The 18,366-nt window shown below is 47.8% G+C and carries 11 protein-coding genes; 4 read left to right on the forward strand and 7 right to left on the reverse strand.

The genetic code is table 11. The features are described from left to right. Positions 1-97: 97 nt before the first annotated feature. Together Q1Q15_RS03470 and Q1Q15_RS03475 are read right to left on the reverse strand one after the other, a co-directional pair. Positions 98-4,045, reverse strand: coding sequence for a 6-bladed beta-propeller (locus tag Q1Q15_RS03470; RefSeq protein ID WP_300456691.1), 3,948 nt, complete (start codon positions 4,043-4,045; stop codon positions 98-100). 588 nt (positions 4,046-4,633) lie between these two features. Continuing rightward, complete coding sequence (locus Q1Q15_RS03475; protein WP_300456694.1) at positions 4,634-5,404, reverse strand: YaaA family protein; 771 nt, start codon at positions 5,402-5,404, stop codon at positions 4,634-4,636. A gap of 126 nt (positions 5,405-5,530) precedes the next feature. On the opposite strand from Q1Q15_RS03475, the gene Q1Q15_RS03480 reads away from it, so the two are divergent. Next, positions 5,531-5,947, forward strand: a complete 417-nt coding sequence (locus Q1Q15_RS03480; RefSeq protein ID WP_300456697.1) for a secondary thiamine-phosphate synthase enzyme YjbQ — start codon at positions 5,531-5,533, stop codon at positions 5,945-5,947. 112 nt (positions 5,948-6,059) lie between these two features. Here the strand turns inward: Q1Q15_RS03480 and ald are convergent, their stop codons facing one another. The 5 genes from ald to Q1Q15_RS03505 all read right to left on the reverse strand — a co-directional run bounded on the left by ald (position 6,060) and on the right by Q1Q15_RS03505 (position 11,682). Next, positions 6,060-7,169, reverse strand: a complete 1,110-nt coding sequence (ald, locus tag Q1Q15_RS03485) for an alanine dehydrogenase (protein ID WP_300456699.1) — start codon at positions 7,167-7,169, stop codon at positions 6,060-6,062. Positions 7,170-7,274: 105 nt separating this feature from the next. Next, entirely contained in the window at positions 7,275-8,576 is a 1,302-nt protein-coding gene (locus Q1Q15_RS03490; RefSeq protein ID WP_300456702.1) for a TRAP transporter large permease subunit, read from the reverse strand. Between the two features lie 8 nt (positions 8,577-8,584). Beyond that, the gene (locus Q1Q15_RS03495) at positions 8,585-9,088 is read right to left on the reverse strand and encodes a TRAP transporter small permease (protein ID WP_300456703.1); all 504 of its coding nucleotides are present in this window, start codon (positions 9,086-9,088) and stop codon (positions 8,585-8,587) included. Between the two features lie 33 nt (positions 9,089-9,121). Beyond that, on the reverse strand, positions 9,122-10,168 hold the full coding sequence (dctP, locus tag Q1Q15_RS03500) for a TRAP transporter substrate-binding protein DctP (protein ID WP_300456704.1): 1,047 nt from the start codon (positions 10,166-10,168) through the stop codon (positions 9,122-9,124). 128 nt (positions 10,169-10,296) lie between these two features. Next, complete coding sequence (locus Q1Q15_RS03505) at positions 10,297-11,682, reverse strand: aspartate aminotransferase family protein (RefSeq protein ID WP_300456706.1); 1,386 nt, start codon at positions 11,680-11,682, stop codon at positions 10,297-10,299. Positions 11,683-12,035: 353 nt separating this feature from the next. Between Q1Q15_RS03505 and Q1Q15_RS03510 the strand changes: the two genes are divergently transcribed. The 3 genes from Q1Q15_RS03510 to Q1Q15_RS03520 all read left to right on the forward strand — a co-directional run bounded on the left by Q1Q15_RS03510 (position 12,036) and on the right by Q1Q15_RS03520 (position 18,117). Further along, positions 12,036-13,457, forward strand: coding sequence for a sigma-54 dependent transcriptional regulator (locus Q1Q15_RS03510; protein WP_300456709.1), 1,422 nt, complete (start codon positions 12,036-12,038; stop codon positions 13,455-13,457). A 22-nt stretch (positions 13,458-13,479) separates the two neighbouring features. Beyond that, complete coding sequence (locus Q1Q15_RS03515; protein ID WP_300456713.1) at positions 13,480-16,962, forward strand: ATP-binding protein; 3,483 nt, start codon at positions 13,480-13,482, stop codon at positions 16,960-16,962. 66 nt (positions 16,963-17,028) lie between these two features. Next, positions 17,029-18,117: a methyltransferase domain-containing protein gene (locus Q1Q15_RS03520; protein ID WP_300456716.1), complete on the forward strand. Its 1,089-nt coding sequence runs from the start codon at positions 17,029-17,031 to the stop codon at positions 18,115-18,117. The last annotated feature ends 249 nt before the right edge of the window (positions 18,118-18,366 follow it).

The raw sequence follows: 18,366 nt of genomic DNA on the forward strand, positions 1-18,366 counted from the left end.
GAGTCTTTGGGGGAGCTTTGTGACATAGTAAACAAGGAAAATTTTTTATACCCCGGGACAGAGCTGAAACTGATATTTAAGGCTGCATAAGCTGCATTTAAATTTGGCTAATGTCAGGAGCTCTGAATTTAACAACACGATGGTTGCCCGTATCCGCCACATAGACGTTTCCCAGATCATCCACCGCCACCCCTTGCGGCCGGATCAGTCGGTGGTCTTCCCGCCCATAGCCCCCGATCTCTTTCAAAAAGACTCCTTCCGGGTCAAAAACGCAGATCCGGTGATTGCCTGTGTCGGCCACGTAAAGGATTTCCTGGTCGTCTATACTAAGACCGCGCGGGGCCAGCAATTGGCCCGTGGAATTCCCGGGCGCTCCTATGACAGACAGGAGACTCCCCATCGCGTCAAAGACCTGAATTCTGTGATTGCCTGTGTCTGCCACATACACTTTTCCAGATGAGGAAACCGCAATGCCGTGTGGATTTTTGAAGGCCTTTTTTTGGGTGCCGGAGCCGCCGAATCTAAAGTCGATTTGCCGCACAAAAAAATCAGAATCGGTTGAAACCCCAATCGCTTCGTGGTAGGAATCGATCACATAGATCGCATTGCTGTTGCTGGCAGCAACACCCGCGGTGTGATAAAAATCGTAACCTTTGCTAGTGAGCTGGCGCGCGTTATACACAATCCAATCCGATGAAGGATCCTCAAGCGCCAAAGGATACTTCAGGGCAACCCACTCAGCAAACACCTCGTCAATGGTTTCTTGCCAGTTCTTGAGCTGATTGATCCCTGTATAGCCCATGTCCTTGCAGGCGCGTGCGACAAACTCATTGAAAAATTCCGTTCCCTCTGCAAATCCCTCAAGGTATTGCAGCAAGTCAAGCAAACTCTGAAGATCGACGAAGCTCACACCAAGTTTCAGCAATTGCTCATCGCTCAGAAGGGGACGCAGGGTGTAGAAGACTTCAAAGCCGTAAAAGTGTTGGAGCGTTGCCAGGAAACGGCCGAATAACTCGGGGTCATTTACCACGGCCTGGACGAGAGAATCTCTCATGGATTTCAACTGATGTATATCCGGTCTGCCGAATCCGGACACCTCGTGGACGAGCATTCGCATTTGAATCTCCATCAACTCCCCGATGGCGGTCTGGTCGATCAGGTATAGCAACCGATTCTTATCAGCTTCATCCATATTCAAGGCTGCTCTGCCAGGTATTTGAATCGAGTCTTGTGCATTTCGAAGGGCATTGGTAGCCGCTTTGACCCATTTAAGCATATCGCGGATATACGATGAAAATGTAAGGGCCAAATCCGCGGCGATAATAATCCCTCCGAGTAAGGGAGAATTTACAAAAACAAAAGCTCCGATGATAGCAAGGGCGCTGAAGCCCATAGTTGACAACAACAGGTTGATTAGCGCACCTCGCTGAGCATCGAATACCGATTTACCTCCCCCGAGCAGATGGGTGATCAAAAAATCGGACTTCCCGGTTTTCGGATCGATGATTGCAAATCCCGTTGCCCATTGAAGGTCGCCGATTGTAATGTCGGATTGCGGAATCACGACGATCTTGCCCTGGCTGACGGCCTCGGTGATCTGGTCTATATCAGAGGGGTGATGATTCAGACGCATTAGCTTATCAGTGAGGTTCGTGACGTCTACCACGTGTATTTTCATACCGGATTGGTTGGCTTGCTGAAAATAGTGAATGGTGGAAACCGCTGGAAGGCCGAAGAACTGCTCTATAATGTTGCCCTCCATAAAGGAGCTCACCACACCACAAAACATGTTGTAACTCCATTCTCCCTGGGGATCTCCGACGGCAGAGACGGCATAACTCTTATGGACTTTTAGATCGATAGACGGGCCGCCGAATCCCTCTACATCCCAAACTTCGCCAAACAGGTAAAAGGGCTTTATCTGCCAGGAAAACAGACCCTGTTGAAATTCATTGAACCGGATAATGCCCGCGGTTGCTGCCTGGTGTGAAGATAACATGGATGTTTCCAGGAAATACCCGTCGGCCAACAACGCCATGGCAGTTCCCAGTATCCGTGGCGAATAGATATCCCGGTAATACGGACCTATGCTTACAGCGCCAATCCCACTTGACTGCTGAAGCTTTTTTTGATTTTCCATCAAGGATCGGGACGGCTCAACCGAATTACTTTTATTCTCGGAAATCTGAATACCATAGAGCCATTTTTGGAGATCGTTGATGCGATTCTGCATCCGGTTCACAGGAATCTGTCCGAAGCTGAACCCGAAGACGTATATGCTGCCGGCATTTATCTCGTACTTGTTGCTTGACTGGGTACCGTCAGCAAAATCATAAGTGACCCCCAGTCTTTCTTTGGACCCCATTTCATTTCCGGCGACACCGGTACCGGGAAAATCAAAATCCCGGTATCCAAGACGCAGACGCGGGACAGTCTCTATATGGCCATAATTGGTGCCGTCCCAACGGCTCAGCTTTTCTTCGTGGGATTCGTCTAAACCCAAATAGTAGAGGCACAATATGTCTCCTCCGATCTGGTCGAGGTAAAGGGAATAGCTTGCAGCGGGAGAGTCGTCTGCAGCGCTCTTGTACCAGTCGATATTCATCCTGTCCCGGTAGGCGGCCGGAATGCTGTTTTCACGCCAGAGTACCGAGACGACCTCGTAGGGAAGAGCTGCCGGGAGAACCTGGGAATTGTCCTGGATAATCTCTCGATACCCGAGCAAATCTCTCATGGTGGGGTCAGTCTTGACCTGAGTCTGAAGATAGGACTCCAGCGCTTCGGCGTGTCTCTTGATTTCCGCGGCAAAGATCGTGGTATTCAGTCTTGATCCATAGTCCTCCAGAAGATTCAAATCCATGGCTTCCGGAATGACGAAAGCATCCATGGGATGTGCCTGATTGAAATTCCCCCAATTGATCCCGGAGTGATCTTCATAAAGCTTGAAGCCCGGATCCAGCGGATGCCACTCACATTCGAAGACTTCATTTCTAATGCATACCTCCAGCCACAGGTGCTCCATACGGATGTGGGTGTAGGGTCCGCCTTCGGGAAGCCCCTCTGCAGGTATACCGCTCTTTTCCAGGATGGAAATAGCAATTTCAGGGGTATCCGCCCCGCCCACCCAATTCATGACCGCTTCGACCGGGATTAGTACGGTTCCGTATACATACCGGGTGGGAATATTGGGGTCGCTTAGAGTTTCGCCCTTCAAACGCTGGGCAAGCGCCGAGGCGATGTCGAAGTCATTGCCTCCGCCTTCAGCCAGTGTCTCCTCGCCCCCCTTGCGTGATCCGTAATAGGGCTCGTAGCGCAGGCTGTTGCGAACCTCCTGGTATAAAGATAGTACGTACTGGCGGTCATCCCCCATATCGGATGGAACCCTTTGATCCGATGGAAAACGACTGCCGGGAGAAGCCCTGTGGGCATCCTCTACTCCCGGAACGGTATCATCCGGAATGATATTCATTCTCGGTTTCCGCGGAGTCGGCAGGGTTTCTTTGGTTGTGGGAGGCAGGGGGGCTGGGGAATCCACTGTGGATGTCAGCTCATTGCGTAAATCGTTCAGAAGCTGGGAGGCCATTGCAGGATTCTGCTCTTTGAGAATCTTTGAGATCAAACTTTGCACGGTGGCATACCAACGTAAAGCCTTCTGCTGAATGTCCCTTTTTAAAGCTGTTTTATCGAGGCCACCTGCCTCTTGCCACGTCCAGTTGTTCAAGAAAGCCTGCATCTGGGCATATAGGGCCGCGATCTCCTGCTGCAGGCCGCTCAATTGAGGCATTACAGGGGCAGGCATGGAGGATACGCCATTACTGACTCTCGAAAGAGCGTCCCTGTATTCGGTTACCTTCTTGGCTATCCTATACACGGATGATTTAAGACGGCTAAAGGGTAACGCCGTTGAGGCACTCGGTTTGGCCGTCTCTTGAGCATATGCTATTTTCGGTTTCGGATAACCCAAAAAAGAAGGAAGTCCTGAAAAGCAAAAGGTATAGGAAAAAAGGGTAATTAGAGCAACCAACCGAAAGCGAAAAGTGATCATGACCTGCCTCCCTCTCGGGTACATAGACTCGATTTACTTGTTCACATTCCGGTTCTGGAATAAGTACTTATAATTATTCCACGGAAAACTACTATTTAATCTAAACCATACTATTTTTTAAGAAGAAAAGTCAAGAAAAGTCGTGTCAGAATTCATGTCAGAGTCATAGATATCAGTTGTGAATTTTAATGGCAATGCTCAGGTATCCTGAAAAACCATGGTGACCAAGAACAGGGATGAGAACAGTCCGTCCAAGGAGCATACTCAACTTTGATGATCGGAATGATTTGTTTGAAAAAGGAGATAATACTTGGCCCTTGTTTGTTGGGCACATAGTTCTTGAAACGTTGTTAAAAGCATGGTTCGTCAAAGTCAACTCAAACACCCCGCCTTTTATCCATGATCTTGTTCGTTTGGCCGAAAATGGATCCTCCGATATAGGTTGAAATAAGCGGATCAATAATTATTTTTTTTGTATGGCCCTGAATCAAATGATATACCAGTTCACCATTTTTTGTAACTTTCCCACATGTCTGCCAGGGCCTTAATGGAAACAGCAAGATTGGATTTGTATAAGCGTTCAAATTGTTATGCGGTCACCGGCCGCGTAAATAACCAGGGTCCCTTTTCAGGGACGTCCGTCGCTGGAGTCCACCCCAGTGCATTAAATTCCAGCAGGTCCCGGGGCGTTCGAGCCTTATGCACCAGGGCGTATCGCACCAGTTCACCCCGGGCCTTCTTTGCATGCACGGCAACAGTCTTGAGCGTGCCGTCAGTGGCTCGTTCTTTGAAAACAGGTGAAATGACCGGACCGTTCAGTTTTTTAAGATCCAGTGCCTTCATATATTCCTGGGCAGCCAGGCTGATAATCGGTTCGCCGACGGTTAACCCCGCATTCAGTGTGGCGGTTAACCGGTCTTTCCAAAATACGGTACAGTTTTTTGCCTTGCCCATCACCAATTTATGGCCCATTTCCAGGCGATAGGCTTCAATTTGGTCGAAGGGGCGCAAGAGACCGTAAAGTCCGGATAAAATGCGAATCCTTTTTTGGGCATCACCGCACTGGGTTGCATCAAGGTTGGGCGCATCAAGGCTTTTATAGACAAGGCCTGTGAAACCGAACAAGGCGGGGATTTTCGGTCGGCCTTCCCGTCCCCAGCGCACGGCATTGGCCCTGGTTTCGTCAGCCAGTTTTTCGCTCAAAGACATCAGGTGCATCAGCTGGGCGCGGCTCATTTTGGCCAGTTTGTCGGCCAGGCGGCAGGCCTGGTCCATCAGAAGCGGTTCTGTCACCTCCAGGCGGTGTGGCACTGGCGCGCTCAAGTTCATGGTCTTGGTTGTATTCAACAGCAGAAGCATGACCCCTCTTTAATTTCTTCCCGTCAGATGATGGGGAAAAACAGACAAGGCAACGGGTTTCCTTGAAAATTATGTTTCGATATGGTTTAGTCTTATAATGAATTAACAAAAAATGGAATTTATTTTATGAAAACATATCGAAAAGAACTATGGTTTGAGGTTGCGACCAGACGGGCGTTCATCAATATTACGCCTGATGTTCAGGTCTGCATTGATGAAAGTGGCATAAGGGAAGGGCTTGTCCTTATAAACGCCATGCACATCACGGCCTCTGTATTTATCAATGATGACGAATCAGGGTTGCACCGGGATTATGACGTGTGGCTTGAAAAGTTAGCCCCCCATGAGCCGGTTTCCCAATACCGGCATAATAGGGGTGAAGACAATGCCGATGCCCATATGAAACGGCAGATCATGGGAAGGGAGAGTGTGATCGCCATTACCGGGGGAAAACTTGATTTCGGCACATGGGAACAGATTTTTTATGGTGAATTTGACGGTCGACGGAAAAAACGGGTTCTGGTCAAAATCATTGGAGAATGAAATTAATCTCGAACAATTGAGTATGATTTTCTAGCGCGGGCATCAAACGATACAACGCCCAGGGGTTAACCTGGGCGTTGTATGGGAAACGTCAGTATTTAATGATTAATGATCACAACAGGGTGTCAAGAGCGGTATGGTCCATGTTGCACGCATCTGCGACCGGTTTGCAGACCAGGGTGTTGCCCACATAGTTAACGCCCTTTGCAAAGCCATTGTCCTTACAAACGGCTTTCCAACCATTATTGGCAATTTTCAATGCATAGGGCAGGGTGGCATTGGTCAACGCCATGGTAGAAGTTAATGGAACCGCCCCGGGCATATTGGCAACGCTGTAGTGGATAACCCCATCGACCTCATAAACGGGATCATCATGGGTGGTGGGTCGGGAAGTCTCAAAACACCCGCCCTGATCAATGGCCACATCCACAATGACCGATCCTTTTTTCATGGTGGACAGCATGTCTCTTGTGATCAGTTTGGGGGCCTTGGCGCCGGCAACAAGAACCGCACCCACTACCAGGTCAGAGGTTTTTACAAGATCCCGGATCAGTGCCGGGGAAGACATCAGGGGTTGGCAATTGGCTGGCATGATTTCAGACAGATAGCGCAGCCGATCAATATTCATATCCAGGATGGTCACTTGGGCCCCCATACCACAGGCCACCTGGGCTGCATGAACCCCCACCACCCCGCCGCCAATGACCAGTACGTTTGCCGAGGGCGTTCCTGTCACACCCCCCAGGAGCAATCCGCGTCCGCCAAAGGTTCTTTCAAGATATTTGGCGCCCTGCTGGGTGGCCAGCAGTCCGGCAACCTCACTCATCGGTGCCAGCAAGGGCAGTCCACCGGTTCGATCCTCAATGGTTTCATAGGCAATGCCAATTGAACCTGTTTTTAACAGCGCCTGGGTCAGATCTTTATCTGCGGCAAGATGTAAATAGGTAAAAACGATCTGTCCTTCTCGGATGAACCCGAATTCTGATGGCTGAGGTTCTTTCACATGCATGACCATATCAGCAATGCCATAAACTTCCCCCGGCGTGTCAAGGATCGTTGCACCGGCTTTGATATACTGGTTGTCCTCAAAGCCTGACCCTAACCCGGCATTTTTTTCAACATGGACGGTGTGGCCGTGGGCTTTCATCATGTCAACACCGGCAGGGGTCATGCACACCCGGTTTTCCTGGGGTTTGATTTCCTTTAAAATTCCTATAATCATAACGCGATCTCCTCGATGTAAATGGGATTAAATTTTGTTTTACCTTCAGTATTAGTAACGGGTATTGTGATGCTCATCCGTAAAATTGTATCCTGCAGCAAAAGGTCAAAACATCAATTCCGGCAGAAACAGGGCAATTTTTGGAAAAATCATGGTTAAGAGCAAGACAAACAACTGGATGCAGACAAATGGCGGAACAGATCTCCAGATCTGTTCTGTCCGGATATCTGCGGGCGCCACACCCTTCATCATAATCAGGGCCCACCCAAAAGGCGGTGTCAGATAGGCCACCTGCATATTTAAAATAAAGATAATGGAAAACCAGATCGGATCAAACCCGATACTGTTTGCAATGGGCACGAAAATTGGTGCACAAATGGTCACCACCGCATAGTCATCCATAAACATACCGAAAATCAGCAAAATAATCTGCATCCCCAGCAGGATAACCCATTTGTTGACATCCAGCCCGCCAATAATTTCCGTCACCATGGACTGGGCACCAGCACTGGTGTAAAACACGCTGAACAAGGTGGCCCCGACCAGAATCCAAAGCACCATGCCACTGACAGAAAGGGTATACTGACTGGACTCTTTGATGACATTAAGGCTGAGCTTTCGATAAAAGATACAGATCACCAATGCGCCAAAGGCACCGATTGCAGCCGCTTCTGCCGGGGTAGCCATTCCTAAAAAGATGGATCCCAGCACCAGAAATATAAGGAAAAAAGGCGGAAGTATATCCTTTAACCCCAGCAGTCTTTTTTCCCAGGTCACTTTTTCTTTTAAAACCGGTGCGGTTTCTGGGTGAATGCGGCATTTGACAGTGATATACAGGATGTATAAAAATGCCGTCAAAACACCCGGGATAATGCCTGCAAAAAAGAGTTTTCCAATGGACACCCGGGAAATATAGGCAAAAATAATCATGATAATGGAGGGGGGGATGATTTCTCCCAGTACACCGCCTGCCATGACGCTTCCCAGGGCCAGGGCACTGTCATATTTTTGTTTTAACATGGCCGGAACCGCGATGAGCCCCATGGTTAAAATTCCCGGCCCGAACCCGCCGCACATTGCAAGGGCCACGCACACGCCTATGGAAACGATGGCAAGCCCGCCCCTGATTCTGGAAAGCCAGTATCCCAATGCCTTGAAAATCCTGTCGGAAATACCTGAATGGACCAGAAAATTACCCATCAGTATAAACAAAGGGATCGTAATCAAATTCGGATCTGTTATCTGCCGATAGGTGGTGGTAACGACGATATATAACCCGTTTGCACCGTCGAGCATAAATGTCAGGACTATGGTGACGGCACTCAGGGCAAAGGCCACTGGAACCCCAAGCATTAACAGTACCAGAAGCCCGCCGAACAATAATGTAGTGATCAATCCGATTTCCATGATTCCCTCTAATCCTCTTTGTCTTTGTCGGTTTTTATCAAAAGGATATATATCCCTTCCAGCATGAAGATCACCGCCGCCACCGGAATAAACATTTTCAGGGGATATAGGGGAAGCCTGAATGCACCGCTGGCCTTCTCCTTTACCATCCAGGCATTGTATCCCATCCGATAGCCCTGCCAGATCAGGACGCCGGCAAAACAGACAAATGCCATCAACGCAATAATCTTTGCGATCTGTTTCATCTTTTTGGGGAAAAGATCAAACAGGACCTCAATCCTGATATGGGCTTCCTGGGACATGGCATAAATACCTGCAAACAGGATAAAAACACCAAAAATCTGACGATTTAGCGGCCATACCCAAAGGGTGGGTGCATTAAAGGCATACCTTGCCGTTACTTCATAGGTGGTCATCAACATGATGACCAGGATCAGCAAGCCCGCACTCCACCCCAGATTCCGGCTGAACGTGTCTATTGTCTTAAACATTGAATATACTATTTTTTTCATTTTCCCGTCCAAGTTAAGGCAAACAATGGATGATTAATGATCCCAGGCTCTTAACAGCTCTATGGCCTTTTTACTGGCAGCGTCTCTCTTTGAGACTTCTTCCCAGAGGATGTCAGCGGCTTTCTTGTGTTGGGCAATGCTCTCCGCATCCAGAACGTTCTTGATTAATGTTCCCTCTTTAACCATTCTTTCGGCGACTTCCAACTCTTTTTGATACCCGGATACAGTGGTATGCCAATAATTTTTTGCCGCCGTTTTCAACACCTGTTTCAGATTGTCGGGAAGCTTATCATAGGATGTTTGATTTACAAGCATGTGACCGATGGCATGATCATTCTCTTCGCCCACAATCCAGTGTTTGGCCACTTCCTGGAGCCGGAGCCCGGAAATGGCGCTGACATCCCATTGACAGGCGTCTATGACACCTGTTTTTAACCCGAGATAGGCTTCACTGCCGGAGACATACACTCCTCTTGCCCCCAGCATATTGTGCCAGGTGGTGTAGATGCCCTCATCCCTGATTTTAACGCCCTTGAGATCTGCGCTGGTTTCAATGGCTTTGGTTGACAGAATAAAGGGTACCGGGCCATAGGTGTGCATATCAAGCCAGTACAGGCCCTGTTTTCCATATTCTTCTCTTAACAGATCGGCAAATCCTTTTTCAAAAAAGAAGGATCTGACCTTCTCTGCTTTTTTAACAAAATCGGTTTCACTTTCAATTCGATACGCATAGGGGATGCCGAATTCAACTTCCCCCACCGGTACAATGCCTCCCCAAAAGGCGCCGGCAGCATGCAGCATATCAATCACCCCCATTTTGGTGGAATCGAATAATTGTTCCAGAGGGACGATTTCCGGATCAGCAAAAACAGAGATCTTAAACTTGCCATTGCTCAATTTTTCCAAATCCTTGGCAAAATCCTTGAGCAGTTCAAAGGACAGATCACCATGGGGATATCCGGATTGAATTTTCCATCTATACACTTTGCCTTTGGCCGGCGCCTGTGTCACAAACATAAACGATAAACACACGAGACTTAAGACGATCAAACCTGTCAGTTTTCTGTAATATTTTTTCATGGACATCATTTTTCTCCTGTTAAATGGTTAATTGGGATCCACCCCTGGAGCCCCCCCCCGGCCGGCATAGCCGGGGGTGACGCCAGGATACGTGTTGTAAATCGCATATGGGTTTGATTCTAGCACATCTATTTTGATACTTCGTTGACCGTATCCAGAAGGATATCCACCGCTTTTCGGGCATAATTTTCTGTGATCACCAGGGGCGGCATGAACCTGAAAACATTACCGAACCGGCCGCAGGGCACCATGATCATTCCCCGGCCCAGCATCCCGCCGATAATATTCCCCACCGCTTCCTGGTTGAGGGGGGCACGGGTCTCTTTGTCTTCCACCATTTCAATGCCGATCATCAATCCCCGGCCCCGGACATCTCCGATAACCCTTGAATCTTTGCTGCCGTCTCGAATCCAGGTCTTGATCTGTTCGCCCAGATCCCCGGCCCGTTTGATCAGGGCATTGTCATTTTCAGTGAGAATATCGATATTGGTCATACAGGCCACACTGGATACCCCGTTTCCTGCAAATGTGTTGGGCTGGGAGTGATCTTCAATTGTTTCGGCAAGATCCTTTCGGATGGACAAGCCGCCCATGGGCACATCACCGCCCATGCCTTTACCCCAGGTAATCATGTCGGGTTCAACCTCGGAATGTTCGATGCACCACATCTTGCCGGTACGGCCGGCACCGGCCTGGACTTCATCGGAAATATACAATGCCCCATGTTTCTCACAGGCTTTTTTCACGATTTCAAGATAGCCTGGCGGTGGGGCAACATATCCGCCTTCCCCCTGCTGGGCTTCGATGATCAGGGCACCGACATCATCCGCACCCGTATACGGTGAGTTCAGAACATGGTCCACATATTTGGCGCACTGCAGGTTACAGGTGGGGTAGGTCAGCCCAAAACAGCACCGGTAACAATAGGGATAGGGCAAATGAATAACGCCCGGAATAAACGGACCATATCCTTTCCGGTATTGCTCACCGGTGGTAAGGGAATTGCATCCGAGCCATACCCCATGGTATGCCCCGTGGAAGGCGGCTACCTGGGTGCGACCCGTTATCTTTCTTGTAAATTTCAAGGCGGTTTCAACGGCCCCGCTGCCGGACTGGGTCAGATAGGTGATACAATTGTCTTTCAGTCCTTTGGGCATGATGCCCGCGACCTTTTCGGTCAGTTCGGTCCGGCGCACGCTTGAAAAGTCAATGGCATGCGTCATGGTCCCCATTTGGTCTTTCATGGCTTTAACGACCCTGGGATGGCATCGCCCCACGGCATTCACAGCCACACCCGCAGTAATATCAATCATTAAATTACCGTCGGCATCTTTTATGGTGGCCCCTTTTCCTTCCGCCATGACAAGGGGGAACCGGCCGCCGCCTCTGGCCATGGATTCATTGTCAAAGGCCGTGTCAAGATACGCCTGGGTTTTTTCCCCTGGAAATCCATTGCTCACAATTTTGGGTGCGCCGCTGTAAGATAATTTGGCCAGATCTTTTTCATCAATCATTTGTCCGTCCTCCTGTATTGTTATGTCTGTCAAATAAAAACCATTTCCAAGGGGTATTACAACAAGTGTGCCATGGGAATTTTAATGGGGTTTAAAATATTTTTTCTTTATATTTTAATAGGTTACTTTTTTTTAAGTTTTTTGTTTCTGGAAAGAACATCTGATACCTGTCTAACTTGAATGGTCAAAATCCTGTGAAACTGGACACATGGGATACGACAGGCAAGCTTGACCGGTCAGGTCTGATAGGCAGTTGACCTGACACCCTATTGATTTGTTCAGCATAAAGTATTATGGAATAACCATGGGAAACCCATAGCGATAATTTTTCTTTGCCAGGGACAAAACAAATAATGACCAATATTTTAATCGTTGATGATGACAGCATCTTCAGTCAGCAACTATCCCTTTATATCGATCGGATCGGGTATGACTATAAAATTGCCGGTAATATGAAAACCGGTTTTCAAATGGCAGAGCAATTTTGTTTTGATATTATCTTTCTTGATGTCATACTTCCCGATGCCAACGGTCTTTCCGGCATCAACCGTTTAAAGGCCGTACGGTCCAGTCCTGAAGTGGTTATCATTACCGGTGACGGCGATATTGACGGGGCGGAAATGGCCCTGAATAACGGGGCATGGGATTATCTTGTCAAGCCGCCGGCATATCATAAAATTAAATTGGTGATCCAGAGAATCATCCAGTTCAGGAATGAAAAAACAAAAGAGAGACTGCCCTTGGTTTTTAAGAGGGATCAGATCATTGGCAACAGTTCTCCTTTAAATAAAATTTTAAAAACAGTGGCAAAGGCGTCGTTGAGCAATGGAAACGTATTTATTACCGGCGAAACCGGCACGGGTAAAGAGCTGGTTGCCAAAGTGCTTCATGACAACAGCCATCGACGTGATCAGCCGTTTATTATCGTAGACTGTACCAATCTGCCTAAAACCCTTGCCGGGAATATTCTTTTCGGACACCGCAAAGGCACTTACACCGGCGCGGAACAGGACAGATCCGGCCTGATAAGTCAATCTGACGGTGGGACGCTCTTCCTTGATGAAGTGGGAGATCTTGATCCCAGTGTCCAAAAATCCCTGCTCAGGGTGCTCCAGGAAAAAAAATTCAGACCCATTGGTGCCAAAACGGAAATTTCATGTGATTTCCGGGTCATCTCCGCCAGCAACAAAGACCTGGCAAAACTCGTGGATCAGGGGCGTTTCCGTAAAGACCTGTATTACAGGCTTGTGGTGTTTCATATTGACCTTCCGCCATTAAGGCAGCGACAGGGGGATATCCGGTTAATCTTGAATCATTATATCCCCCACATATGTGAGCAGATGAACATTAATGTGAAAGGCATTTCCCATGATTTTGTTGAAACCCTTGAAATGTATGACTGGCCGGGCAATATCCGGGAGCTGATCAATCTGCTGCACATTGCCTGTGCCAATGCCTTTGACGAACCCATGCTCTATCCACATTTTTTGCCCAAGGCATTTCGAATTAAAATCCTTAAAAAAAACATAGGAATACCCCAGGATACCGACGATATCCGGTCAAGGGTATTTCTAAATATCAGCCAGACGAGTTCAAAACAGATCCTCCCGTATAAAGCGTTTCGCGAATATGTCAATCATTTGATGGAGTCCAGATATATCGATTATCTGGCAGGCCTGCCCATTAAAAATGTCAGTGAAATCTGCCGGATGTCCGGGCTTTCAAGATCCAGGATGTATCAACTGTTCAAAAAACATAACAAAAAAATTGTATAACACCAGGAAGCTTAAATTTGTGATGAAAAGAAACCTAACGATTCGGATGCGGCTGTTTATTTTGTTTTCAATTATCTTTATTGCCTCGATGATATTCTTGACCTATGCGGCCACCCAAATTGTTACCCAGTTCGGGGCGTATTCTGCCGTTGAAAATGAAGTCAGCATTAAAAGTCAGGCCAGCTTTTTTCTGTCCCAGGTCACCCGGGAAAAAGCCCTGCGATATGAAAATATTTTTAAAAGAATTGCTGTCTCTTCCGCCTATCTTGCCCAGCAGTCATCAATGGCCCTTGGCATGGAAGATATCCTGGGAGAGGTTCCCCGCAATACGTCTGACCGGTTGATAAAATCACCCCGGAGCCGTCTGTATTCAAATCATCCCACCGACCCTGTGATGGTATTATACTGGGGGGAAAAAAAACCGGATGCCGGTATTGTCAGACAGCTGAATACCTTATCCCATATGGATCCGCTGTTAAAAACCATCAGTGGTGAAAATTCCGAGGCAGCAGCCTGTTTTATCACCCTTGAAACAGCCATCACCCGGTATTATCCGAATTTTACATCCATCATCCGCAACCTGTCTGAATCGGCCTATGAAATAAGGGACACTGCCTGGTACAGGGCGGTAAAACCGAAGAACAACCCGGACCGCAAGACCCGCTGGTCAGAGGTCTACCAGGACCCGGCCGGCCGGGGGTTGATGACAACCGCCGTGACGCCGGTGTACAGCCGTGGGCAGGACTTTATCGGTGCCACCGGTGTGGATGTGACCTTGACCGATATTACGGACAAGATACTTGCCGACACCAAAAACAAAGATTTGATGCAGACAAAGGGCCTGTTTTCCTTTATTGTCGACGATGGTGGCAGAATCATCGCCTTTCCCAGAGCATATCTTGCCATGTTCGGATTTGAACGTGTTACAAAACTGAAGAACATCCAATACAATGCCCTGTTTAATTTAAGATTATCTGACTCGGAAAGCCCTTCTGTCAGGCAGTTGTGGACGGATTCATCCGCCACTACGGCGCCCCGGCAACACCGTATATTGATCGATGATCAGCAACTATTGATTTCCTCTTTTATCATGCCGTCCACGGGCTGGCGGCTGGGGGTTGCGGTGCCGGAATCCAACCTGCTTGAATCGGTCCAAGAGACCCGGCATGCGCTGAAATCAATGGTGAACACCATGATGTTTAAATTTGCTTTTTTTGCCTTGATGGTCATGGTGATCTCCATTGTTGGATTTACACTGCTTTCGTTTAAATATTTTATCCGTCCCCTTGATACGCTGATCAAAGCGGCCGTATCGGTTAAAGAAGGGGATCTTACCCAGCAGGTGCCTGTTGAGCGGGAAGATGAAATCGGCATTTTGGCCCATACCTTCAATGGGATGGTGGCAGAGCTTAAAAAATTGAACATCAAAGAAAAAGACCATTCCAGACAATTACAGCGCAAGGTCAGGGAACGAACCGTTGAACTGGAAGAAAAGAGCCGTCAGCAGGACAACACATTAACACAATTGCAGCTGGAAATAAGAGAACGAAAACAAATCCAGCACCAATTGATCAAATCCGAAGAAAAGTACAGGGATATTTTTAATAATTCCGTACAGGGAATCTTTCAGTCTTCCCGGGACAATCGATTGCTGAGCGTCAATCCTTCCCTGGTCAGGATGATGGGATATACGTCCATTGAAGACTTTTTATCCAAGATCCAAAATCTTTCAGAACAGGTGTATGTTGACCCGACACAACGGGAACGGTTTTTAGAACTGCTCCGGGAAAATGATTTTGTCTCCGGGTTTGAAACCCAATTGAGGAAAAAAGACGGTTCCCGGTTATGGGTTTCCATCTGTGGGAGAGGCATCAAGGATACGGATGGCAATCTGGTCCAAATCCAGGGATCGTTTGAGGATATATCAGCAAGAAAACAGGCGGAAGAAATTTTCAAGCAGGCAAAAAAAATGGCTGAAGATGCCAGTCTGGCCAAGAGTGAATTTTTGACCATCATGAGCCATGAATTACGGACCCCGCTGAATGCCATTATCGGTATGACGCGCCTGACCCTTTCCACCCATCTTGATGATGCCCAAAAAGATTACCTTGATGCGGTTTTGATCTCTTCGGACCACCTGTTGACCTTGTTGAACAGCATCCTTGATTTTTCTAAAATAGAAGCCGGGAAATTTGTTCTGGATCAGAAACCGTTTGACATGGATGCGCTTTTAAATGATCTGATGGTCATGTTTTCTTTTCAAGCAGAAAAAAAGCAGCTGGACCTGACCTATTCAACCGGTGGCATCCCCGGATATGTAAAGGGGGACAGTCACAGGTTGCGACAGATCCTTGTCAATATTGTGGGCAATGCCATCAAGTTTACCAATGAAGGGTCCATCAACATCACAGTTGATGTCGAAGACGAGGATTGCAGGAGATCTTCCCCGGATGAGGTTGTGCTGCTGTTTTCCATAACAGACACCGGTATCGGCATACCGGCTGACAAATTTACAGCTGTTTTTAATGATTTTACACAGTTGAGCAGTGCCCATGGCACGGCATCCGGTGGTACCGGGCTGGGTCTGGCCATTACAAAGCAGTTGATTCATTTGATGGGGGGGGATATCTGGGTCGAAAGCCAGGAGGGGAAAGGCAGTACTTTTTATTTTAAAATCCGGCTGATAAAGGCATCGTCAGAAGAGGGTGATACCCTGTCGAAGCGGGCATTGCCCCCCCCGGCACTGCCAAAGGGCAACGCGGTATACACCCCGTTAAAAATTCTCCTGGCCGAAGACTTTGAAGTTAACCGGAAATTAATCATTCCCTTTCTTGAACAGCATGGCCATACCGTTGTCATAGCAGAAAACGGTCAAGCGGTTCTGGATCTTCTGTCCGGGCAGGCCTTTGACCTTATTCTCATGGATATAAAAATGCCGGTCATGGACGGTATTGAAACCACCCGGCATATCAGGGCCCATCAACAGCCTGAGATATCAATGATCCCCATTATAGCCCTTACCGCCCATGCCATCAAAGGCGACCGGGAAATATTTTTAGCTGCCGGTATGGATGATTATGTTTCAAAACCCATCAATGGCGATGACCTGTTAATCAAGCTGGAGCAGCTGTCAAACGGTAGAAGGCCCATAACGAAAATGCCTGAGAAACCCAGGAGCTGCAACCTTGAGTATGCCCTTAAACTGATGGGCAACAACCAAGACATTGTCATGGAGATCTGTAAAACCATTATTTTGAAATTTCCCGAAGAGATTGAAAAAATAAAGAAAGCCATCCTTAATAAAGATTTTGATACCATTGTCATGACATCCCATTCTCTTAAATCCGGGGCCAAAAGCATTGATGCAAACCGGTTTTTACACCAGATTGAATCAATGGAGGCTGCGGGTAAGGCCAAAGATTTACAAAGCGCCCAGGCGCTTTGTACGGGACTTATAAGTGTAACGGATGAAGTGATCAGGGATCTTAAACAGATGATGGCGTAAAATTTCGTAACGACTAATCCATGTAACGATCCCGGCCTGGCGAACCGAAATTTCAGCGGAGGAACAATGTCAGATAAAAAAGAAAAAGCATTTAACCAAAAAATGATGGATATCCTAAACTATGGCGCCCTGAACCTGGCCATGGGAATTGGCTATAAAACAGGCCTGTTTGATGTGATGGCACAAATGGCGGGTCCGGCATCTGCAACGGAAATCGCGGTCCGGGCAAATCTGAACCAGCGATATGTTTCAGAATGGCTGGGCGTGATGGTGACCGGACAGATTATAGAGATTGTTCCAGGAGAATCCAAAGAGAATGCCTATTATTTGCCCCGGGAACATGCGGCCTGTTTAACCCGGGGTTCCGGTGATGCAAACTTGGGGGTGTATGCCCAGGAAATTCCCTTGCTGACCCGCTGTGCCCTGGTGGAAGTTGAAAACGGTTTTTCGTCCGGGCAGGGCGTGCCGTTTTCATGTTATCCGGAATTCCAGGGGTTTATGGCAGAGCTTTCCAATGCAAAACATGAACAGGTGCTGGTCAACAAATTTTTGCCCGGGGTTGATAAGGGAGGGCTTGTGTGTCGTCTCGAAAATGGGATGGACGTGTGTGATCTGGGGTGTGGTGAAGGGGTTGCCTTAAACCTGATGGCCCGGCATTTTCCCCGATCAAATTTTGTCGGCATGGACACCCATGTTGCGGCCATCAGAATGGCCCGGGCAGCTGCGGTTGAGCAGGGACTGGAAAATGTGGTCTACCAGATACAGGATGCCGCTCAAATTGAGGGCAGCACAGAATTTCAAGGACGATTTGATTATATCATGGCGTTTGATGCCATCCATGATCAAACCAGACCATTGGATGCATTGAAGGGGGTCCGGTACATGCTTTCCCCCCACGGCATGTTTTCCATGGTGGATATTGATGCGGGCAGTGACCATTCCCAGAATTTAAATCATCCCATGGGACCTTTTTTGTATACGGTCAGCCTGATGCATTGCATGCCGGTGGGTCTTGTTGATGGCGGTATGGGCCTGGGGATGATGTGGGGAAGGCAAAAAGCCGTTGAACTGCTGGGCAAGGCCGGGTTTAAATCCATTGATGTCATTGAAATGGAAAATGATCCGTTTAATGTGCATTATTTTTGCACCCGATGAGGTTTAGCAGGGGTTATTTTTTTTGAAAAAATAAACGCATAAAAAAATTCACCATAACCACATAAGTATATTATAATTTTTTTAAAAAAATTAAGTTGACATTAAATCGAATACAAGATAGTTCTTATGTTTAATTCGATTTATTTCTACAATGGCGTATAAATAAATTTTCACATGACAAAGGTGTCTGTTCTTGGTCTGACCAGGAAGGCGCCTTTTTTTATTTTCAGGAGATCATTTCAACGGGGA

The organism is Desulfobacula sp. (genome assembly GCF_030145145.1).
Lineage (GTDB): Bacteria > Desulfobacterota > Desulfobacteria > Desulfobacterales > Desulfobacteraceae > Desulfobacula.